19 protein-coding genes and 1 tRNA gene are annotated in these 19,572 nt (G+C 71.8%); 7 read left to right on the top strand and 13 right to left on the bottom strand.

Annotation, left to right across the window (positions count from 1 at the left end; all coding sequences use genetic code 11):
* Positions 1-70: 70 nt before the first annotated feature.
* From ACFY3L_RS12595 to ACFY3L_RS12580, 4 genes are all read right to left on the bottom strand, one after another.
* Positions 71-715, bottom strand: a complete 645-nt coding sequence (locus ACFY3L_RS12595) for a class F sortase (protein WP_389322058.1) — start codon at positions 713-715, stop codon at positions 71-73.
* An 18-nt stretch (positions 716-733) separates the two neighbouring features.
* The gene (locus ACFY3L_RS12590; protein WP_389322056.1) at positions 734-1,612 is read right to left on the bottom strand and encodes a DUF4397 domain-containing protein; all 879 of its coding nucleotides are present in this window, start codon (positions 1,610-1,612) and stop codon (positions 734-736) included.
* A 188-nt stretch (positions 1,613-1,800) separates the two neighbouring features.
* Complete coding sequence (locus tag ACFY3L_RS12585; protein ID WP_389322054.1) at positions 1,801-2,703, bottom strand: CAP domain-containing protein; 903 nt, start codon at positions 2,701-2,703, stop codon at positions 1,801-1,803.
* Positions 2,704-2,809: 106 nt separating this feature from the next.
* Positions 2,810-3,421, bottom strand: a complete 612-nt coding sequence (locus tag ACFY3L_RS12580) for a TetR/AcrR family transcriptional regulator (protein WP_389322052.1) — start codon at positions 3,419-3,421, stop codon at positions 2,810-2,812.
* A gap of 121 nt (positions 3,422-3,542) precedes the next feature.
* Between ACFY3L_RS12580 and ACFY3L_RS12575 the strand changes: the two genes are divergently transcribed.
* Positions 3,543-4,211, top strand: a complete 669-nt coding sequence (locus ACFY3L_RS12575) for a pentapeptide repeat-containing protein (protein ID WP_389322050.1) — start codon at positions 3,543-3,545, stop codon at positions 4,209-4,211.
* Here ACFY3L_RS12575 and ACFY3L_RS12570 read toward each other — a convergent pair.
* The 3 genes from ACFY3L_RS12570 to ACFY3L_RS12560 form a co-directional block, all read right to left on the bottom strand.
* Positions 4,156-4,614 carry an STAS domain-containing protein gene (locus ACFY3L_RS12570; protein WP_389322048.1) on the bottom strand — a complete coding sequence of 153 codons (459 nt, stop codon included), beginning with the start codon at positions 4,612-4,614 and terminating at the stop codon, positions 4,156-4,158. The genes ACFY3L_RS12575 and ACFY3L_RS12570 overlap by 56 nt on opposite strands.
* 73 nt (positions 4,615-4,687) lie before the next feature.
* Positions 4,688-5,188: a hemerythrin domain-containing protein gene (locus ACFY3L_RS12565; RefSeq protein WP_389322046.1), complete on the bottom strand. Its 501-nt coding sequence runs from the start codon at positions 5,186-5,188 to the stop codon at positions 4,688-4,690.
* 66 nt (positions 5,189-5,254) lie between these two features.
* Positions 5,255-5,809 carry an O-methyltransferase gene (locus ACFY3L_RS12560; protein ID WP_389322044.1) on the bottom strand — a complete coding sequence of 185 codons (555 nt, stop codon included), beginning with the start codon at positions 5,807-5,809 and terminating at the stop codon, positions 5,255-5,257.
* Positions 5,810-5,860: 51 nt separating this feature from the next.
* Here ACFY3L_RS12560 and ACFY3L_RS12555 point away from each other — a divergent pair, with 51 nt between their 5' ends.
* A complete protein-coding gene (locus ACFY3L_RS12555; protein WP_389322042.1) occupies positions 5,861-6,574 on the top strand; it encodes a hypothetical protein in 714 nt (237 codons plus the stop codon).
* Between the two features lie 17 nt (positions 6,575-6,591).
* On the opposite strand, the gene ACFY3L_RS12550 is transcribed toward ACFY3L_RS12555, so the two are convergent.
* From ACFY3L_RS12550 to ACFY3L_RS12525, 6 genes are all read right to left on the bottom strand, one after another.
* The gene (locus ACFY3L_RS12550; RefSeq protein WP_389322040.1) at positions 6,592-7,836 is read right to left on the bottom strand and encodes a serine hydrolase domain-containing protein; all 1,245 of its coding nucleotides are present in this window, start codon (positions 7,834-7,836) and stop codon (positions 6,592-6,594) included.
* A 940-nt stretch (positions 7,837-8,776) separates the two neighbouring features.
* Positions 8,777-9,352 carry an ATP-dependent Clp protease proteolytic subunit gene (locus ACFY3L_RS12545; RefSeq protein ID WP_389322038.1) on the bottom strand — a complete coding sequence of 192 codons (576 nt, stop codon included), beginning with the start codon at positions 9,350-9,352 and terminating at the stop codon, positions 8,777-8,779.
* Positions 9,353-9,848: 496 nt separating this feature from the next.
* Positions 9,849-11,726: a propionyl-CoA synthetase gene (locus tag ACFY3L_RS12540; RefSeq protein ID WP_389322036.1), complete on the bottom strand. Its 1,878-nt coding sequence runs from the start codon at positions 11,724-11,726 to the stop codon at positions 9,849-9,851.
* A gap of 10 nt (positions 11,727-11,736) precedes the next feature.
* Positions 11,737-12,015, bottom strand: a complete 279-nt coding sequence (locus tag ACFY3L_RS12535) for a DUF6295 family protein (RefSeq protein ID WP_389322034.1) — start codon at positions 12,013-12,015, stop codon at positions 11,737-11,739.
* Between the two features lie 2 nt (positions 12,016-12,017).
* Positions 12,018-12,767, bottom strand: coding sequence for a dienelactone hydrolase family protein (locus ACFY3L_RS12530; protein WP_389322032.1), 750 nt, complete (start codon positions 12,765-12,767; stop codon positions 12,018-12,020).
* A 1,166-nt stretch (positions 12,768-13,933) separates the two neighbouring features.
* Entirely contained in the window at positions 13,934-16,534 is a 2,601-nt protein-coding gene (locus tag ACFY3L_RS12525; RefSeq protein WP_389322030.1) for an FHA domain-containing protein, read from the bottom strand.
* A gap of 106 nt (positions 16,535-16,640) precedes the next feature.
* On the opposite strand from ACFY3L_RS12525, the gene ACFY3L_RS12520 reads away from it, so the two are divergent.
* From ACFY3L_RS12520 to ACFY3L_RS12500, 5 genes are all read left to right on the top strand, one after another.
* The gene (locus tag ACFY3L_RS12520; RefSeq protein ID WP_389322028.1) at positions 16,641-17,813 is read left to right on the top strand and encodes a S8 family serine peptidase; all 1,173 of its coding nucleotides are present in this window, start codon (positions 16,641-16,643) and stop codon (positions 17,811-17,813) included.
* Positions 17,814-17,952: 139 nt separating this feature from the next.
* Entirely contained in the window at positions 17,953-18,516 is a 564-nt protein-coding gene (locus tag ACFY3L_RS12515; protein ID WP_389322026.1) for an RNA polymerase sigma factor, read from the top strand.
* A 67-nt stretch (positions 18,517-18,583) separates the two neighbouring features.
* Positions 18,584-19,033 (top strand): hypothetical protein, encoded by a 450-nt coding sequence (locus ACFY3L_RS12510; protein ID WP_389322024.1) that lies wholly within the window; start codon positions 18,584-18,586, stop codon positions 19,031-19,033.
* A 50-nt stretch (positions 19,034-19,083) separates the two neighbouring features.
* Positions 19,084-19,491, top strand: coding sequence for a VOC family protein (locus ACFY3L_RS12505; protein WP_389322022.1), 408 nt, complete (start codon positions 19,084-19,086; stop codon positions 19,489-19,491).
* Positions 19,482-19,554: transfer RNA gene (locus ACFY3L_RS12500), tRNA-Ala, on the top strand. Before ACFY3L_RS12505 ends, ACFY3L_RS12500 begins: the two co-directional genes overlap by 10 nt.
* The last annotated feature ends 18 nt before the right edge of the window (positions 19,555-19,572 follow it).

Raw genomic sequence — 19,572 nt, 5'->3', positions numbered from 1 at the left:
AGCCGTGATGCGCCTATCGCCGCGAGGCGACCTGGCACACCGACCCTAAACTTTCCCGCCTGCCGAGCCGTCAGCTCAGCACCGCGTAGACCACCACGTTCTCGCGGTAGGAGTGCTTGGCGGCGTCGAACTCACCGCCGCAGGTGATCAGGCGCAGCTCCGGCAGCGGCGTCGGGCCGTAGACCTTCGCACTGGGAAACCTCGCCTTCGCGTAGTGCTCGCGGGCCGTCACCCGGAATGTGAGCCATCCACCGCCGCGCTGCACCTCGACCCGGTCGCCGGCCTTCAGCTCGTGCAGTTTGTAGAAGACCGCCGGGCCGGTCTTGGAGTCGACGTGGCCCGCGAGGACCGCCGGGCCCGGGTCGCCCGGGGCGGTGCCGCCGGCGAACCAGCCGGCCTCGTCGTACACCTTGGGGCTCTGCAGCTCGCCCTTCGGGTCGACCGTCAGCGACTCCAGGCCGGTGTCGACGCCGAGCGACGCGATCCGCAGCCGGGTCGGCGGCGCGTCCTGCCCGGCCTCGACCGGCAGGTCCAGGTCGATGCGGTGCGGGACGATCCAGGTCGACTCGCCGGCGTCGATGTCGATCCGGCGGCCGACGAGCGTCGCCGCGCCGAGGTAGACCGGCGCGGCGAGCGCGAGGACGCAGGCGATGAGGGTCAGGGCCCGGCTTCGGGGCGTGCGGTGCCGGACGACCTGTCCCGCGGGCCTGACCATGTGCCGTTCCCCGGTGCGTCAGAGCTGGGTCGTGACCCGGTGGCGGCGGCGCAGGAGCAGCAGGCCGGCCGAGGCGAGGACCACCAGCAGCGTGGCGGACCCGGCAACCGTCAGCCAGAGGCCGGTGCGGTCCCGGTCGCCCGCGGTGCCGCCGGCGCCGGTGTCGACGCCGCCCGCGGGCACGCCGTTGCTGGTCGCGTCGGTGCGCAGCTCGGCAGTGAGGCCGCTCTTGCCGTCCAGGACGATCAGCGAGTAGACGGTGCCGGCCTTCAGCGGGGCGGTGACCGTGGTCGCGGCGGCGGTGGCGCTCGGCCCCGTGAGCCGCAGCGTCCACCTGCCGGGGTCGACCAGCTGGTAGTCGGTCGTGGTGGCGAACTGGACACCGCCGGCGACCTTCGCGCCGCCCGCGATCGACACGTCCAGGACCGGCTCCTTCACCGACGCCTGCACGACCCGGACCTTCGCCTTGCCCTGCTCCGGCAGCGCCAGGTCGTCGGGGATGACCCGCAGGCCGAGGTCGGTGAACTTGCCGACGCCCGCCACGGTGTACGCCTTGCCCTCCACGACGGTGGCCTGGGTGCTCAGCACCGGCGGGCTGTCGGCGGCGGCGCCCTTGGTCCGCATCGCGACCGCGTACGTGCCGGGTGCGAGCGGCAGGTACTTCGACACCACGCCGTAGCCGACCGCGTCGAACTTCTGCGTCGCCATCGAACCGCTGACCGAGCTCAGATACACGTCGACGGCGGGTGTGTCCGGCGACAGGTGCGCGAGACGGACGTAGCCGACGCCGGCGGCCGAGGCCGGTGAGGCGCCGGCGAGCGCGAGGCCGAGGCCGAGGAGTGCCGCCGCGGCGAGTGCCGCGGTCCGTCGCCGCGGGGAAGCACCGATCACGATCATGTCCCTTTGCTCGAAAGGACCCGCCTGGAGGGATGGTTCGACGGTACGTACCCGAGCGAAGGGAATTGAGTAGTCCGTCCGGGCACCATGAGCACTGGTCGATGTGCACGATGCCGAACGGGGCGCCGAAACGCAACCACTGGACGGTCTTTTTCCGTTACCAGGTGGTTACCGATCGGTAGCGATCACTATCTCGGGCTGCCGAAGTCCTGCGTCCAGATCGGGGTCTTGCCCTGGTACGCCAGGCCGACGCCGAGGTCCTTCAGCCCGCAGTTGAGGATGTTGGCCCGGTGGCCGGAGCTGTTCATCCAGGCCTTCATGACGTCGGCGGGCGTCTTCTGGCCCTTCGCGATGTTCTCCGCCGCGCCGGACCACTTGTAGCCGGCGTTCGTGATGCGGGTCGCGAAGCTGGTGCCGTCCTGCGACGTGTGCGAGAAGTAGTCGTTGGTGGCCATGTCCTGCGAGTGCTTGCGGGCCGCGGTGGCGAGCTTCGCGTTGTAGGCCAGGGGGCTGCAACCGGCCTTCGCCCGCTCGCTGTTGACGATCACGAGGACCTGCTGCTCGTACGAGAGGTTCCCGGGCGGCGCGGCGGCGGTCGTCTTCGGCTTCGCGGGCGGCGTGGTCTGCGCCTTCGTCGGTCTGGCGCTCGCCGGCGCGGAGCTGGAGCTGCTGGCCCCGGCTTCGGGTGTGGCGCTCGCCCCTTCGGTGCCGCCGGCCGGGTTCCCGGCGGAGGGGTCGCCGGCGTTGGGGTCGCCGGCGTTGGCCGGGTCGCCGGTCGCGTCGCCCGCCACGGAGGTGCGGGCGGCGTCGCCGGTGTCGCCGTCGCGGCCGAGCAGCACGGCACCGCCGAACGCGGTCGCGCCGACCACCAGCAGCGCGGCCACCCCGACGCCGACGATCACGGCGAGCCGGGTGCCGCGGCGGTGCCGGGGCGCGGGCGTGTCCGCGGCGTCGTCCCCGTAGCCGCTGCCGAAACCGTCGCCGTAGCCCTGGTCGTAGGGCGCCCCGTAGCCGTCACTCTGCGGAGCGGCGCCGTAGGCGGGGCGGACGGGTTCGGTGTTGCGGGCGTCGTACGGACCGAACGCGGACACCAGCTGCCTCCTGAGGCACAGACGACTCAACCGCACCGAAGCCTATGAGTCCCGCCGCCGCCGAACCCAACCAGCGATGCCGATTTCACGACGATCTAAGCGAAACTTATGCCTCGGTCGCGCTGAGCAACGCCGTCACCCCGCGGCGCAGCACCCCGGTCGCGGCGGGCACGTCCAGGTGCAGCTCGTCGCGCAGCATCGACCACGACGCGAAGGTGGTCGCCACCGTCAGCGCGTGCAGGGTCTCCTCCCGGGCTGCACCGGTGCGGTCCAGCTCCTCGGCGAAGAGCTTCTCCAGCTCCTCGCGCGCGTTCGTCACGTACCAGGTCCGGTTGTGCCGCAGCGCCGCCGAGAACGGCTCCCGCAGGCGGGCCGCCCGCGCCGCCGGCGCGATGAGCTCCAGCAGACGGGCCCGCTGCTCGCAGTACGCCTCGATCCGCCGCGGCAAGGGCAGGTCCGGCGGGATGGGCCGGTGCTCGGCGGTCTGCCGCTCCATCAGGCGCGCGCCGGCCGCGGCGAACAGCCGCTCCATGTCCTTGAAGTTGGTCCACAGCGCCCGCAGCGACACCCCCGCCCGCTCGGCGATCCGCTCCGCCGTCGGCTTGAGGTCACCCTCCTCCAGCAGCGTGAGGTGGGCGTCGACGATGGCCCGCCGGGTCCGCTCGGCCCGCAGCGTGCGCCCGTCGACCCGCCGCTGCCCGACAGCCGCCTCACTCATGCCCTCACCTCTGCTGCGCTCCGGCGCCGGCCTGAGCCGGCCCGCACCCATGATTCGCGGTCCCTGCACCGTGCTCCGTACCGCTCATGACTGATCAGCCTACGTGTGTACGGTGAGGTGCGTGGCACTGCGGACCGTGCACGAACTCGACATCGATCTGCCCGTCATCGACCCGGGTGAGCTCGAGCCCGTCAGCGCACCATGGGGCGGCAACCTCAACGACGCCCACGTGCAGACCGGCCGCGCCATCCGGACCACGCTCATCGACGCCCGCCTGCGCCGCTCCCACCTGGAGAATCTCGACCTCAACGGGGTCGTGTGGGAGGACGTGACGGTCTCCGGCTGCCGCTTCGAGAAGGTCGACTTCACCGCGGCGCGGCTGACCGGGCTGACCTTCGAGCGGGTCCACTTCGTCAACTGCAAGCTCACCTGGGCACACCTCGCCGAGTCGCGGCTCGGCGACGTGCTCTTCGAGGGCTGCCGGCTGGACGCGGCGAACCTCGACGACATCACGACGATCGGTCCGACCGGATTCGTCGGGTGTGTCCTGGTGAACACCGTCTTCCGGGACTGCGTCCTGCCGCAGGCGGCGATGTCCGGCTGCCGGCTGCGGCAGATGTCGTTCGAGAGCTGCGACCTGCGCGGCGCCGACCTGCGCGGCAACCAGCTGTCGGAGGTCAGCGGCGTGAGCAGCCTGCGCGGTGTGACGATCGAGCCGGCGCAGCTGCCCGGTCTCACCGACGCGGTGATGCGGGACCTCGGCGTGATCGTCCGCGGGCCGAAGGGTTGACCTGCCAGCGGGGGCGGCGGCGCTGCGGGTAGAACGGCTCGTCGACGCACGGGGCCGGCCCGCTCGCCACGACCGGGCTCGTGAGCAGGTCGCGCGGGTCCGCCTCGACCGCGCCCTCGACGCTGGCGAAGGCGGCGATGCTGTCCATCCCGGCGGCGACCTGCGTCCACGACCGGATCGCCGGCGACGGCGCGGCGAGCCGCACCTCCCCGCCCCGCTGCCAGGCGAGCTCGGCGACCCGCACCAGCAGGGCCGCGCCGGCGGTGTCGCACACGGTCACCTCGGACACGTCCAGGACGAGCCGCGGCTCGGCCGCGACGAGGCAGCCGACGAGCACCGGCTCGACGGTCTCGACGGTCCCTTCCACGAGCAACCCGTGCAGGGCAAGCACCACGGCGTTCATCGTTGTCGACGGTACCGGCAGACCCCGGCCCAATCGTCTCCTTCGGTCGGATGACCCCGCACGGGCCGACCCGTCATGCGCGCATCGCTTCCAGCGCCTTGTGCAGGGCTTTCGGCTCGACGGGCTTCGTCGGCGCATCCGGGCGCAGCTGCTGCATCCGGGCGCCGAGCTCCTGGAGCTGGTTGCGGCCGAGGGCCGTACGGACCTTCGGGAACCACTCGTGCTCCTCCTCGTCGATGTGATGCGTGACACTCTCGATGAGGACGTTGACCTTGGCGTCGAAGCGCTCGTCGTCGGGCGTCATCGTGAAGAGCTCCATGCACAGCACGTCGGCGACGTGATGCTCCTCGTACGACTCGAGAATGTCCTCCTCGAGGTCCGGCACCAGCCGGCGGACCTCCGGGTACATGACCTCGTTCTCCAGGTACGTGTGCACGGTGAGCTCGGCGAGGATCTGCTTGACGATCTCCGCCTTGGCCTCCGCCGGTCCGTCCTCGGCGGCCTGGAACTCCTTGAACAGCCGCTTGACGTTCTTGTGGTCTTCCTTCAGCACGACGATCGCGTCGGTCGACATCGGGTCTCCTCCCGGACGAGCCTGGACTCCGCTCCGATTACCCGCCCGGGAGCAGCACAAACGGTCCTAGCGGCGGGTGCTGATCACCATGCCGGAGCCGTGCTCGAGCTCGACGGAGACGAGGTCCGGGTGCTGCGTCAGCATCCGGCGTACGCCGTCCTGGCGGGCCTTGAAGTCGTCGGGCCAGTCGTCGACGACCCGCATGTCGTCCACGACGAGGATGCCGCGCGGCCGCAGCGCGGCGACGGTCAGGTCGAGCCCCTCGATCTTGCCGCCCTGGGCGTCGGCGAAGATCAGGTCGAACATGCCCACGGCGGTCGGCAGGAACGCCAGCGCGTCGGCGACCCGCAGGTCCACATAGGATGGCCAGGTCTCGCCCGCCGCGACCGCCGCCGTCTTCTCGTCCAGCTCGATCGAGGTCACGCTCACGTCGGTGCGCTCACCCAACCCGGTGACGAGCCAGGCGACGCCGACCCCTGCGCCGGTGCCGAGCTCGAGGATGTGGCCGCCGGGGCGGATGCTCGCGGCGAGCACGGCGAGGAGCCGGCCGACGGGCCGTTCGCAGGACATCGGGAAGCCACTGGTCTCGGCACGCTGATACGCGGCATCGACGAGATTCATGGCATCGACCCTATCGAACGGTGCCCGGCCGGGCGTGCGAAGCTGACCTCCGTGAAGTCACCGCGGATCCTCACCCTCGCCGCCCTGCTGGCCCTCGCGGCGCCGCCGGCCCTCGCCGGCTGCGGCTCCTCCGGGGACTCGCCCTCCACCGGCGACAAGGGCGGCGGCGCGCAGACCGCCACCAACGCGTTCGAGGTGAAGGACGACGTCAGCGTCGTCGAGGTCGACAGCGCGGGCGGCGCGATCACCGTGAAGGTCGGCTCCGGCCCCACGATCAAGGTGACGGAGACGTCGACCTTCAAGGCCGACAAGCCCGGCCGCAAGCAGACCGTCGAGGGCGGCGAGCTGGTCCTCGCGTCGACCGGCTGCGCGAGCGGCGACTGCTCGATCGCGTACACGGTGGAGATCCCGTCGACGCTCAGCGTGCGCCTCAACAGCGCGGGCGGCACGGTCTCCCTCACGGGGCTCACCGGGATCATCGACGTGTCCACCGACGGTGGCGCGCTCACCGCGGCGGGCCTGGCCCCGCCGGAGCTGACCGCCCGCACCGGCGGCGGCGCCGTCGACGTGACCGTCACGCAGTCCCCCGACCGCATCGACCTCGACAGCGGCGGCGGCGACGTGTCGCTGAAGCTCACCGCCGACGGCTACGCCCTCGACGTGCAGCTCGACGGCGGCCAGCAGTCCGGCACCGTGAAGTCCGACGCGGCCTCCCTGCACAAGGTGCACGTCGTCACCGGCGGCGGCAGCCTGACCTTCAAGTAGCCGCTGCCTTTCAGTGCTTAGTCCGTCAGTGCGGAGTAGATCAGCTGGCGCAGCTGCGGCCGGATCGGGTGGGTGCTCGACGGCAGCAGCTGCGTGTAGAACGCCACGGTGAGCCGCTCGGCGGGGTCGATCCAGAAGGCGGTGCTGGCGGCGCCGCCCCAGTAGTACGTGCCCGGCGTGGACGGCGTCCTGGCCGGGACGGGGTCGCGGACCACGGCGAACCCGAGCCCGAAGCCGATCCCCTCGAACGTCGTCTCGGCGAAGCCGCCCGTCTGCAGCCGGTCGAGGTCGACCCCGCCGGGCAGGTGGTTGCGGGTCATGAACCGCACGGTCCGGCTGCTCAGCAACCGTCGTTCCCCACCGTCCAGCGCGCCTTCCCGCAGCAGCATCGCGGTGAACCTGTCGTAGTCGGCCGCGGTGGAGATCAGCCCGCCGCCACCGGACTGCATGGTGGGCTCTTCCAGCGCGTACTTGCCGATGGCGTCGAACCGGGTCGCCTTGCCGCCGGCGGGGCTGGGCACGTAGAGCGCGGCGAGCCGCTTCGCGTCGTCACCGTCCGGGTCCACCGCCCACCGGGTGTCGGCCATGCCGAGCGGCTCGAAAATCCTGGTCCGCAGGAAGTCGCCGAGGCTCTGCCCGGACACCACCTCGACCAGCCGCCCGAGCACGTCGGTGGACACCCCGTAACCCCACCCGGTGCCGGGCTGGAAGAGCAGCGGCAGCGCCGCCCAGTCCCGGCTCGCCTGCGCCAGGTCCACCCCGGTCTTGGCGAGGATGTCGTACCCCGCCTTGCGGTACAGCGCGTCGACGACCGAGGTCTGCAGGAACCCGTACGTGAGCCCCGACGTGTGCGTCAGCAGATGCCACACCCTGATCGGCTCGACCGCCGGCACGGTGAACGGCGCGGAGGCCGACCCGCGGTCGTACACCTGCGGCGCCGCGAACTCAGGCAGCCACCTGCTGATCGGGTCGGTCAGCTCGAACCGCCCCTCCTCCCAGAGCATCATCGCCGCGACCGAGGTGATGGGCTTCGACATCGAATAGATGCGCCACAGCGTGTCAGGCTCGACCGGCAGCCCGGCCTCCATGTCCCGCCACCCGTACGTCGAGGCGTGCGCCACCCGCCCGTCCCGGCTCACCACCAGCTGCCACCCGGCCAGCCGCCCGTCGTCGACGTACCTGGCGAAGTGCGCGTCCAGCCGAGCCAGCCGCTCCGCGTCGATTCCAACCTGACCGGGCGCGACCTCAGGTTCAATGCTCACCCCCGGCAGCCTAACGCGAGTTCACCCCCGCGCCAGATCAAGCCCACCCTGCCCCCGACCCGCCGCCGGCCCGAACCCCGCCGCCGAACCCGGCTCGAGCGCAAGCGAACCAGCCCTGTAGCCCGCACTCATCCGAGGGCGGAACCCCGATGTCGAGCAAACCCACCCCGAGCCGAGCCCGGCGTCGAACTGGACCTGCCCGTGGAGAGGAACCTCGGCACGGGAATCGAGCCCTGACCCGAGACCAGCCATCAACCCGGCACAATGACGCCTCGCCAGCCGTCACGCGGCTCAAGACCAACCCGGCACGAGACCAGCCCTCGGGTGGACCGGCCCGCGAGGTTCAACCCACATCCGGACCAGCCCACCATCACACCGACCAACCGCCAGACCGGCCCGCACGAGACCACCCCGTCGCCGGTTCGACTGCGCCATACCCGCCCGCCGCCGAACCGGCCCCGCACGAGACCAGCCAACCGCCGGGCCGGCTCACCGCTGCGGCGACCCCGCTGCCGGGCCGCCCACCGCGGGGCAGTCCCGTCGCGGGGCAGTCCCGTCGCGGGGCAGTCCCGTCGCGGGGGCGACCCGTCGCAGGGGCGACCCGTCGCAGGGGCGACCCGTCGCAGGGGCGACCCGTCGCAGGGGCGACCCACCATGGGGTGACGCACCACGGGGTGACCCGTCGCGGGCCGACCCACCATGGGGTGGCCCACCACGGGGTGACCCGTCGCGGGCCAACCCACCATGGGGTGACCCACCACGGGGTGACCCGTCGCGGCCAACCCACCATGGGGGTGACCCGTCGCGGGGCCGACCGTCGGGCAAACCGGTCCGCGTGGCACTTGCCCATGGCGCGACCTTGCCGGCGTGGCGGGCGGACCGGCGTGGTGGGCGGACCGGCGCGGGCCAGGGCGGCTGCGGGCGCCGGTGCAGGCGGAGATCAGTTCAGCGCAAGCTGCTCCGCTCCCGCCACGACCCTGTCGACGAAGCCGTAGTCGACGGCTTCCTGGGCGGTGAACCAGCGGTCGCGGTCGGAGTCGGCTTCGATCTGCTCGTACGTCTGGCCGGTGTGCTCGGAGATCAGGCGCTGCATCGTCTTCTTCGTGAAGAGCATCTGCTCGGCCTGGATGGCGATGTCAGCGGCGGTGCCACCGATGCCGCCGGACGGCTGGTGCATCATCACGCGGGAGTGAGGCAGGGCGTAGCGCTTGCCCGGGGTGCCTGCGCTGAGCAGGAACTGACCCATCGAGGCGGCCATGCCCATCACGACGGTCGAGACGTCGTTGGGGATGAAGCGCATGGTGTCGTAGATGGCCAGGCCGGCGCTGATGACGCCGCCCGGGGAGTTGATCCAGAAGCTGATGTCCTTCTCGTGGTCCTCGGCGGCGAGGAGGATCAGCTGGGCGCAGATGCGGTTGGCGCTCTCGTCGTTGACCTCGGTGCCGAGGACGATGATGCGCTTGGTGAGCAGCCGGTCGAACACCGCGCTGTCGAAGGGGACCTGCATGTCTGCCATGAGCGGCGTCCTTTCCCGGGGCTTTCCTCGACCGTAGTGATCGCACGCGCGGAAGGGACCCCTGGTTCGCTGTGAGCGTGTTCGCTGTCAGCGTGTTCGATACCGACAATATGGTGATATTTCCGGTTTAGCGGGCGCGGAGCGCCTGATAAACCGGAAATGCGCAGGCGCGGACGGCCTGGCAAGCCCGGAAGCGCAGGCGCGGACCGTCCGGCCACACCCGAAACGCAGGCGCGGACCACCGCCACACCCGAAACGCAGGCGCGGACCGTTTGACAAGCGCGGAAACACGCCGGCGCGGACGGCCTGGCAAGCCCGGAAGCGCAGGCGCGGACCGCCTGGCAAGCCCGGGAACCCGGAAGCGGACCGCCTGGCATGCAGGTCAGGGAGCGCACCGTGAGACCGGAGCGCAAGGACAAGCCGGGAGCACGCGGGCAGCGGAGCACCCTGACAAAGCCGGAGAAGACGCCTGTACAACCCCGAGCGCAAGGAGCACTCACTCGGAACGCAGGATCGGGCGCAGGGTGTCCAGGACCGACGGGTCCTCGATCGTGGACGGGACCGCCGGGTCGTCGCCGGCGGCGATGCCGCGCATCGTCTTGCGCAGGATCTTGCCGGAGCGGGTCTTCGGCAGCGCCGGCACGATCTGCACGCGGCGGAGGGAGGCGACCGCGCCGATGCGCTGCCGTACCGACGCGACCAACTCCTGCTCGATGACCTCGTGCTCGGTGTCGACGCCCGCCTTCAGCACCACGAATCCGCGCGGCACCTGACCCTTGAGCTCGTCGTCGACGCCGATGACCGCGCATTCGGCGACGGCCGGGTGGGCGGCCAGGACCTCTTCCATGGAGCCCGTGGACAGCCTGTGGCCGGCGACGTTGATGACGTCGTCGGTGCGGCCCATGACGTAGAGGTATCCGTCGTCGTCGAACCGGCCGCCGTCACCGGTCAGGTAGGCGTCGGGGAACGCGCTCAGGTACGACTCGACGAACCGCTCGTCGTCGCGCCACAGGGTCGGCAGGCAGCCCGGCGGTAGCGGCAGGCCGATGACGATCGCGCCGTCGACGCCGGCCGGGGCGGGCGTGCCGTCCGGCTGCAGGACCCGCACGTCGAAGCCGGGCACCGGCACCGACGGCGAGCCCGCCTTCGTCGGCATCGGCTCCAGACCGCGCAGGTTCGCCGCGACCGGCCAGCCGGTCTCCGTCTGCCACCAGTGGTCGACGACGGGGACGCCGAGGGTGGCGCCGGCCCACTCGTACGTCTGCGGGTCGAGCCGCTCCCCCGCCAGGAACAGCGTCCGGAGCGAATCCGTCCTGTACCGGGCGACGAAGCTGCCCGACGGGTCCTCCTTGCGGATCGCGCGGATCGCGGTCGGCGCGGTGAACAGGGCCGTCACGCCGTGCTGCTCGATGACCCGGAAGAACGCGCCGGCGTCCGGGGTGCCGACGGGTTTGCCCTCGTACAGGACGGTGGTGGCGCCGGCGAGCAGCGGGCCGTAGACGATGTACGAGTGGCCGACGACCCACCCGACGTCGGACGCCGCCCAGAACACGTCACCCGGTCCCGTGGCGTACACGTTGGCCATCGACCAGGTCAGCGCGACGGCGTGCCCGCCGTTGTCGCGCACGATGCCCTTCGGCCGGCCTGTCGTGCCCGACGTGTACAGGATGTACAGCGGGTCGGTCGCGGTCACCGGTACACACGCCGCCTCCGTCGCACCGTCGAGGGCGTCGTCCCAGGTCAGGTCGCCGTCGCGCAACACTCCGGGGGCCTGCGGCCGCTGGAGGACGACGCAGTGGTCGGGCCGGTGGGTGGCCTCGGCGAGCGCGGCGTCGAGCAGCGGCTTGTACTCCACGACGCGGCTGCCCTCGATCCCGCACGACGTCGCGACGACCACCTTCGGCCGGGCGTCGTCGATGCGGGCGGCGAGCTCCTTCGGCCCGAACCCGCCGAACACGACCGAGTGCACGGCGCCGAGCCGGGCGCACGCGAGCATCGTGACGACCGCCTCCGGAACCATCGCCATGTAGACGACGACCCGGTCCCCCTTCCCGACGCCCAGCCTGCGCAGCGCTCCGGCGAACCTCGCGACCTCGTGTTGGAGTTTGCGCCAGGTGTACGAGCGGAGCGTGCCCGTGACGGGACTGTCATAGATGAGGGCCGTGTCGTCGGCGCGCCCGGCGGCGACGTGCCGGTCGACGGCGTTGTGGCAGGTGTTGAGCTCGGCGTCGGGGAACCAGCGGTAGAACGGCGGGCGGTCGCCGTCCAGCACCCGCATCGGCATGCGGACCCAGTCGACCCCGGCGGCGGCATCCCGCCAGAACCCGTCGGGGTCGGTGAGGCTGCGCTCGTACGTGTCGCGATAGGCGCCCATCCCTCGATGCTTACACCGGAGCGCTCCGGCTGGCCAGGCCCGCGGGCGCATGGTCGAGCGCGGCCTGGATCGCGGCCATCAACGCCCTGGCCGCCTCCTCGGTCAGCTCGACCGCGACCCGTGCCGCCGGCCCCTGCGCCGGATCCGCGAAGTCGATGTTGAGCGTGTGCCCGAACGGCGCGTGGTGCGGGTGGTCGACGTACACCGCCGCCCGCGTCACCTCGAACCAGCCGTCCGGCCCCTTCGCACTGCCCTCGATCTCGACGGTCTCGGTGTCGTACGTGCACATGCTCAGACCTCCAGCCGCTTGCCGTCGAGGTGCCGGTCGAAGAACGCGAAGATCCGCTTCCATCCGTCGACCGCCGCCTTCTGCCGGTACCCGGGCCGGTCCGGCGAGAAGAACCCGTGCCCCGCGTCCTCGTAGCTGTGCCGCTCGAACTGCTTGCCGTGCTCGGCGAGGATCCCGGCGAGCCGCTCGACCTCCGCCGGCGAGGGGTTCCTGTCGTCGTCGCCGAACAGCCCGAGCACCGGGCAGCCGAGGTCAGGCAGCCGATCCTTGATGGACGTCATCTTCAGCCCCGTCGACGCCGGCGGCGGCTCCAACGCGAACGCCCCGTAACAGTCCACCGCCGCGTCCAGCGGCATCGCCGTCGCGACCAGCAGCGCCTGCCGCCCACCCGAGCAGTGCCCGATGACCCCGACCTTGCCGTTGTGCCCGTCCATCGCCCGCAACGCGTCCGCCGCCGTCCGCACGTCCTTGATGATCTGCTCGTCCGCGATCCCGCCCTGCCCCCGCACGAACGCCGAAGCATCATCCGGCGACGCCCCCGGCGCCTCCCGCCAGAACAGGTTGGGGCAGATCGCGAGGTACCCGTTCACCGCGAACCGCCGCACCATCTCCTTCGTCGACTCGTCCCACCCCGGCAGGTGATGGATCACCACAACCCCCGGATACGCCCCCGGACCGAGCGGCCGGGCCTGGTAGGCCTGAATCTTCTCGTCACCGACGTACACCGTCTCGGCGCGGATCGCATCAGACATAACCCCAACCTACCGCCGCGCCCAGCCCCTCCACCCCCGCCGCCCGCGCCACACCCAACGCGACCAAGGCTCGCGTCTCCCCCAGCGTGATGATCGAAGGACGGATCCGGTCACCCCCACAGCCAGACCCGTCCTTCGATCTTCGCCCGGACCAACGCAAGTCGAAGCGGCGCGCCCTCAACCGAATCGGCACAGCACGGAGCGGGCCGCACCAGACAGCACGACACGGCACGAGGCAGGCCAGCACGCGGCGTACGGCACGAAAGCAGCGCAGGCCGGAGATCTCGGGGCGGCCAGCGCGGGGCGGGGCTGGGCCGCACGGGGCGAGCAGCGCGGCACAGAGCAACGAGGGGCGGGGACGAAGCGGGGCGGGCTCGACCCATGCGGGCCGGCCACGCCATCTGATCGACGCTGGACGAGGGCGACGGCGCCGTGTCGATGCCCTTGGGCGCAGCACCAGGAACCGAGGCCTGAGTCAGAGCGGCACCGATGGGCACGGACCGGACCGGGCCGAAGTCGTGCAGGCTCGGTCCATGCGGGTCGCCCCTCGCCGCCTGACCGGCGCCGCGACGGGTTGCTGCCCGATCGACACCACGGGGGTAGTACGCCTGGCCGACGCCAAGCGCTGGACGGCGCGAACCGAACCCAGTCGACGCAAGCTGAAGCCGGGCGCCGCTACGGCCCCATGCGGCGCCCGCCGAACAGCACCCACGAAGCGACGCGGCACCCAGTCAAGCCACGCGGCACCGGCCGAGCCCGCGGCCTGCAGCGACACAGACCGGACCGATACAGGCCGAAGCGGCGCTTGACCAGCCGCACACCGCCCGGGCGAAGCACCACCCGGCGAAGCGACGCTGCGCCCGCCCGAGCCATTCAGCAGCCAGCCAGCCAGGCCACGCGGCAGCCACCACAGCGACGCGGCACCCAGTCGAGCCACGCGGCAGCCAGCCAGACCACGCAGCGGTCGGCAAGGCGGCGCGGCGGCCACTGCAGCGACGCGGCACCCAGCCAAGCCGGCCAGCACGCAGTCGAGCCACGCGGCAGCCAGCCGGACCACGCAGCGGTCGGCGAGGCGGCGCGGCGGCTGAACGAGCCACGCAGCGGCTGGTGGAGCAGTGCGATGCGGTGGTGGCGCAGGGTCGGCGGGTGTGGGTGGTGGGTGAGGACTACTGGCGGCCGGGCTCCAGGCGGCGGAGGGCCAGGCGGGCGAGGGCGATGAGCGCGGTGGTCTGGAGCAGCAGGATCAGGACGGAGCGCCACCAGTCGCCCGTGGTGTGGGCCCAGAGGGTGTCCTTGAAGGGGATCATCGACTGGAGGTCGACGGTGGAGGCGCCCGCGGCCAGGCCCCAGCGGGTGGGGAAGAGCCAGGCGATCTGCTGCAGGACGGTCTGGCCCTGGAGCTCGAAGAGGCCGCCGGAGAGAACGAGCTGGGCCATCACGACCACGACGAGGACGGGGGTGGTCTGCTCGGTGGTCTTGGCGAGGGCGCTGACGAGCAGGCCGAAGGCCATGGAGGCGAGGGCCACCAGGGCGACGGGGATGCTGATCTCCAGGAGCCAGTGCTCGGGGAAGATCAGGGGGTCCTTGGGCGGGTTCTTGCCGAGCAGCGCCAGCCAGGTGAAGAGGGCCGTCTGCGCGACGATGATGATGGCGAAGACGAAGACCTTCGAGGCCAGGTACGCGCCGGCGGAGAGGCCGACGGCGCGTTCGCGTTTGTAGATGGTGGCCTCGTTGACGATCTCGCGGATCGCGGCGGCGGTGCCCAGGAAGGCGGCGCCGACGGCCAGGACGACGAGGAGGCGCTGGGCTTCGAGGCTGAACTTGGTGAGGCCGGGGGCGAGACCGTTCTCCCCGGGGACGGTGCGGGTCAGCAGGGCCAGGGCCAGCGGCAGGCCGAGGGTGAACAGGGCCAGGCCGCGGTCGGCGCCGATGACCCAGAACATGCGCAGGCACAGGGTGAGGAACTGCCGGATCGGGGCCGCCGGGTGCAGGGCTCTGCTGCGCAGTGACGCACCGCCGAGCTTGACCCGCGCCCGCCCGACCGCCCGCGCCGGCCTCTCCGGCGGCGCACCGGGCGCGGCAGAAGCGGCAGGGGCAGGGGCGGAGATAGGGGCAGGGGACGCCGGCCGCTGCGGCATGGTCTGCTCGGCGGTCTGCGACTCCACACCACCCGAAGCACCAGACGAAGCACCAGACGAAGCGGCAGACGAAGCAACAGACGAAGCGGCAGAGGAAGCGGCAGAGGAAGCGGGGTCGCGGGGCCTCGGGACGGTCACCCGCTCGACCGCGGCGGGCTTCGGCAGGGGCGCCTCGGCGATCTGGGCGGTCACATACTTCGTGTAGAGCTCCGAGCTGCGATACGCCCGCATCCAGTGGTCGGCGTTGGCGGTGACCTCGCGGAACACCTCGGCGTAGTCCTCGGCGCCGAAGAAGGAGAGCAGCTCGCCGGGCGGGCCGAAATAGCCCATGCGGCCGCCGACGGTCAGGACGAGGACGCGGTCGCACAGGTCGAGGTGCATGACGTTGTGGGTCACGACGGCCACGGTGCGGCCCTTGTCGGCGAGGTCGCGGAGCTCCTCCATGACCTCCTTGTCGAGCGCGGGGTCGAGGCCCGACGTCGGCTCGTCGAGGAACAGCAGCGACGGCTCGGTCAGCAGCTCCAGGGCGACCGAGACGCGCTTGCGCTGGCCGCCGGAGAGCTTGTCGATGCGCATCTTGGCGCGCTCGGTGAGGTTGAGGGTGCGCAGCACCTCGGCGACGCGGACGCGCCGCTCCTGGCGCGGCACGTCGTCGGCGAAGCGCAGCGCGGCGGCGAAGCGCAGGGCGCGGCGGACGGTGAGCTGGCGGTGCAGGACGTCGTCCTGCGGGACCATGCCGATGCGGTAGCGCAGCTCGGCGTAGTCGGCGTAGAGGTCGCGGCCGTCATAGCGGACCGTGCCCTGGGTGGCGGGGCGCAGGCCGGCGACGGCCTTGACGAGGGTCGACTTGCCGCAGCCGGAGGGGCCGATGACGGCCAGGAGGCTGCCCTCGCTCAGGGCGAAGCTGACGTCGTCGAGCAGGATCGCGTCCTTGATCCTGACGGTGAGGTCGTCGGCGATGAGGGAGGACGGGCCGGCGTCCTCGAACTCGTGCAGGCGCATCCCGTCGAAGATGAACTCGTGCCGGCCGATGGAGATCATGTCGCCGGGCTGCATCGCCTGGCGGGTGACCTGCTTGCCGTTGTGGAACGTGCCGTTGCGGCTGCCGAGGTCGACGACCTCATACCCGGTCGGGGTGCGGCGCAGCTCGGCGTGGTTGCGCGAGGTGCGCAGGTCGGTGAGGACGATGTCGTTGTCAGGGCCGCGGCCGAGGCGGATCAGCGCCGCCGCGTCGTGCAGGGCGGCGCCCCGCTGCACCGGCGGCTGGGCGGCGGGGACCGGCTCGGTGATCGTGACGACCTTGAACGCGACCTTGGGCCCGTCCGCGGCGCCGAGGTGCACCGCTCCCCCGTCGACGGCGGCGACGAAGGCGGCCTTCTCCCCGTCGACATACGTCCCGTTGCGGCTGCCGAGGTCGCGCAGGAACCAGCCGTCATCGTTCCAGATCACCTCGGCGTGCCGGCGGGAGATCAGGGTGCCCTCGACCACCAGGTCGTTGGCCGCGTCGCGGCCGATGGTCACGGTGTCGTCGGGCCGCACCAGTGAGCGCGCCTCACCGGCCGGGCCGGTGACGGTCACTTCGAGGACGGTGAGCTCGCGGGTCACGGTCTGCTGGTCATTGCTCGCCACGGGCATCATCATGCCGCCCACGTACGACAGAAAACAGCGGGGGTTTTTTGTATCAGGAAGCCGACTGCCGCCCTCTAGTTCCCAGACCACGTGAGGAGGAGAGCCCATGGCACCAGCGGACGCCCGTTCGGAGCAGTGGCGGTCGCGACGCGCCCGCAGGCTCGCCGGGCTGGGGTGGGTGCGTCGCGAGGACCGGGCGGACGGCACTCCGGTGCGGTTCGTCGCGGACGAGCTCCTGGTGCTCGACGACCACTTCGCCACCGCTCGTCAGGCGTTCATGGAGCAGGGCTTCGCCGTCCGGGACATCGTGGAGGAGGGGGATGTCCCGGAGGGGTTCCGGCGGGTGCGGTTGCCTGGCCTGGACGTCGCGCGTGCCGCGAGGCGGGTGCGGGTCCAGGCCGAGGCGGCCGGTGACACCAGAGTGGCCGCCGGGCCGAATCACGTGTTCGTATCGACGCCGTTGGAGCACGCGGGGCCGTATGGCCCGCCGCGGCCGGCGGCGCCGGGGCGCCTCACGGTGCGTGACCGTGCGGTGCCGGAGGTCGAGGTGCTGGTGCTGGACACCGGGGTGTGGCTCAACAGCCCGCTGCCCAAGGACCGGTATGTCACCGACGACCTCGAGTCCAGCATGCAGAGCGACGACGACGTGCGCGACGGCGACGTCGGGCACGCCAACTTCGTCGCCGGGGTGCTGGTCGCCAGGTCCGCACACGTCCGGCCACGGGTGGTGAGGATCGTCGACACGTTCGGGGTGTGCCGGGAGACCGACCTGATCGCGGGGCTCCGGCAGGCGTACGACCATCAGATCATCAACCTGTCGCTGGGCGGCTACACGCTCGACGACCGGCCGCCGGTCCTGCTGACGGCGGCGCTGACGAAGCTACTGGGCAGCGGCGACCGGGTGGTGGTCGCCGCTGCCGGCAACGACGGGCAGCACGACCGGCCGTTCTGGCCGGCGGCGTACGCGGGCACCAGCGTGTCGTGGCGGCGGCGGGTGGTCGCGGTCGCGGCGCACGACGGCCGGCGGATCAGCGACTGGAGCAACACCGGCACGTGGATCACGCTCGTGGCGCCGGGCGCCGACGTCACCAGCACGTTCGTGCATCACGAGGACTTCAGCGACGGCTGGGCGAGGTGGAGCGGGACCTCGTTCGCGGCGCCGTACGTCGCGGCGGCGATCGCCGACGCGCTGCCCGGTGCCGGCTCGGCCCGGCTGGCGGCGGAGGCGGTCATCGCCGGCGCGTCCCGCCGGTACGGCCGCTACGCAGGGCTGGCGTGATCGTATGCGCCACGGCAGCCACGGCAGGGGACAGCGGTGCCACACCGGGAGCATTACCAGGGGGAGGGGGGTGACGGGGTGCGGCACGCAGGTCGCCGCACCCCGTCACCGACAGGGCGCGATGATAGCCTTCGAGACCATGGCTGAGCCTGAAAACGCCGAGGTCCTGAGGGCGGCCGCCACCGGCGACCACAAGGCTTGGGAGTCCATCGTGGACAGATACGCCAACCTTGTCTGGTCGGTCGCGCGCAGCTTCCAGCTCGGCCGTTCCGACGCCTCGGACGTCAGCCAGGCGACCTGGTTGCGGCTGGTCGAGCACATCGCCGACATCCGTGACGCGGACCGGCTCGGCTCCTGGCTGGCCACCACCGCCCGGCGGGAGGCGCTCGCGCTGCTGCGCCGCGGCGGGCGGGACGTGCCGGCCGGCTCGGCCACCGACTTCATCGGGATCCTCGGCGGCACGCTCGCCGGCGAGGACGAGGACCTCGACGCGGGGGTGCTGCGCGACGAGCGGGACAAGGCGCTGTGGCACGAGTTCAGCGCGCTGTCCGGCCCCTGCCAGCAGCTGTTGCGGGTGCTCATCGCGGACCCGCCGCCGAGCTACGCCGAGGTGTCGGCGGCCCTCGACGTGCCGGTCGGCAGCATCGGACCGACCCGGCAGCGCTGCCTGGGCACGCTGCGACGCAGATTGGGCTCGACATGAGGCCACAACGGACCGCACCACAACCAGACCTCGACATGACGCCACGGACACAAGCAGGGCCGACCCGATGATCGGGGAGGAAGAGGTGCTGAGGGCATTGCGCGAGATCGCGGGCCGGCACGACCCGCTGCCCGACGACGTGCTCGCGGCGGCACGGGCCAGCATCGGCTGGCGTGACCCCGACGCGGCCCTGGCCGAGCTGACCGCCGACTCGGCGCGGGAGCGGCTCGTCGCGGTCCGCGGTGGCGGCTCGCCACGGCTGCTGTCGTTCTTCGGCGGCTCGCTGACGATCGACGTGCAGGCGACGACCCGCTCCGGCGTCGTCGAGGTGGTCGGCGCGGTGTCCCCCGCGGTGCCGGCCAGGATGGTCCTGGAGTCCCCGACCGGCAGCAGCCACGAGACCGACGTCGACGACGAGGGGCGGTTCCGCTTCCAGGATGTCGTCGCGGGGTCTGTACGACTGCGGTGCGAACCGGCCGACGGCTCGCCCGTCCACACGGAATGGGTCCTCCTCTAGGAGGGGCAATTCGCCACGAGACGGACACATCCGGCGGTACCCTGCAAGGCATGCCGATCGATCACGTGCAGATCGTGTCCATCCCGGTGAGCGACCAGGACCGGGCACGCGACTTCTACGTCAACGCGCTCGACTGGGAGCTGGTGAGCGACAACGACTCCGGCGACCGCCGCTGGGTCGAGGTGGCCCCGAAGCACGGCCAGACCGCGTTCACGCTCGTCACCTGGTTCGAGACCATGCCCGCGGGCTCGCTGCGCGGCATCGTGCTGGACACCGACGACATCGAGAAGACCTACGAGGAGCTGTCCGAGCGGGGCATCATCTTCGACGGACCGATCGAGGAAGGGCCGTTCTCGCGGGTCACGAGCTTCTCCGACCCCGACGGCAACACTTTTGTGCTGCACCAGCTCTACCAGCCGCGCACGAGGGTACTAAGCTACCCGCCGGCAGGGTCGTAGCGCAGAGGTCGTCGCGCCCGCACAGCACGCTGGAGGACGTCGGTTCGATTCCGACCGGCCCTGCCCCTCTATGCTCGTCCC

The sequence above is a fragment of the Dactylosporangium sp. NPDC000521 genome (assembly GCF_042898305.1).
Classification (GTDB): Bacteria; Actinomycetota; Actinomycetes; order Mycobacteriales; family Micromonosporaceae; genus Dactylosporangium.
This window is presented reverse-complemented; position numbering and strand designations above follow the sequence as displayed.

Bases quoted from the DNA above. Each gene is read 5' to 3' on its own strand.
- ACFY3L_RS12545 (WP_389322038.1), bottom strand. From the start codon at position 9,352: ATGGCAGACATGCAGGTCCCCTTCGACAGCGCGGTGTTCGACCGGCTG.
- ACFY3L_RS12535 (WP_389322034.1), bottom strand. From the start codon at position 12,015: ATGTGCACGTACGACACCGAGACCGTCGAGATCGAGGGCAGTGCGAAG.
- ACFY3L_RS12595 (WP_389322058.1), bottom strand. From the start codon at position 715: ATGGTCAGGCCCGCGGGACAGGTCGTCCGGCACCGCACGCCCCGAAGC.
- ACFY3L_RS12520 (WP_389322028.1), top strand. From the start codon at position 16,641: ATGGCACCAGCGGACGCCCGTTCGGAGCAGTGGCGGTCGCGACGCGCC.
- ACFY3L_RS12570 (WP_389322048.1), bottom strand. From the start codon at position 4,614: ATGAACGCCGTGGTGCTTGCCCTGCACGGGTTGCTCGTGGAAGGGACC.
- ACFY3L_RS12505 (WP_389322022.1), top strand. From the start codon at position 19,084: ATGCCGATCGATCACGTGCAGATCGTGTCCATCCCGGTGAGCGACCAG.
- ACFY3L_RS12530 (WP_389322032.1), bottom strand. From the start codon at position 12,767: ATGTCTGATGCGATCCGCGCCGAGACGGTGTACGTCGGTGACGAGAAG.
- ACFY3L_RS12580 (WP_389322052.1), bottom strand. From the start codon at position 3,421: ATGAGTGAGGCGGCTGTCGGGCAGCGGCGGGTCGACGGGCGCACGCTG.
- ACFY3L_RS12560 (WP_389322044.1), bottom strand. From the start codon at position 5,809: ATGAATCTCGTCGATGCCGCGTATCAGCGTGCCGAGACCAGTGGCTTC.
- ACFY3L_RS12590 (WP_389322056.1), bottom strand. From the start codon at position 1,612: ATGATCGTGATCGGTGCTTCCCCGCGGCGACGGACCGCGGCACTCGCC.
- ACFY3L_RS12540 (WP_389322036.1), bottom strand. From the start codon at position 11,726: ATGGGCGCCTATCGCGACACGTACGAGCGCAGCCTCACCGACCCCGAC.
- ACFY3L_RS12565 (WP_389322046.1), bottom strand. From the start codon at position 5,188: ATGTCGACCGACGCGATCGTCGTGCTGAAGGAAGACCACAAGAACGTC.
- ACFY3L_RS12515 (WP_389322026.1), top strand. From the start codon at position 17,953: ATGGCTGAGCCTGAAAACGCCGAGGTCCTGAGGGCGGCCGCCACCGGC.
- ACFY3L_RS12510 (WP_389322024.1), top strand. From the start codon at position 18,584: ATGATCGGGGAGGAAGAGGTGCTGAGGGCATTGCGCGAGATCGCGGGC.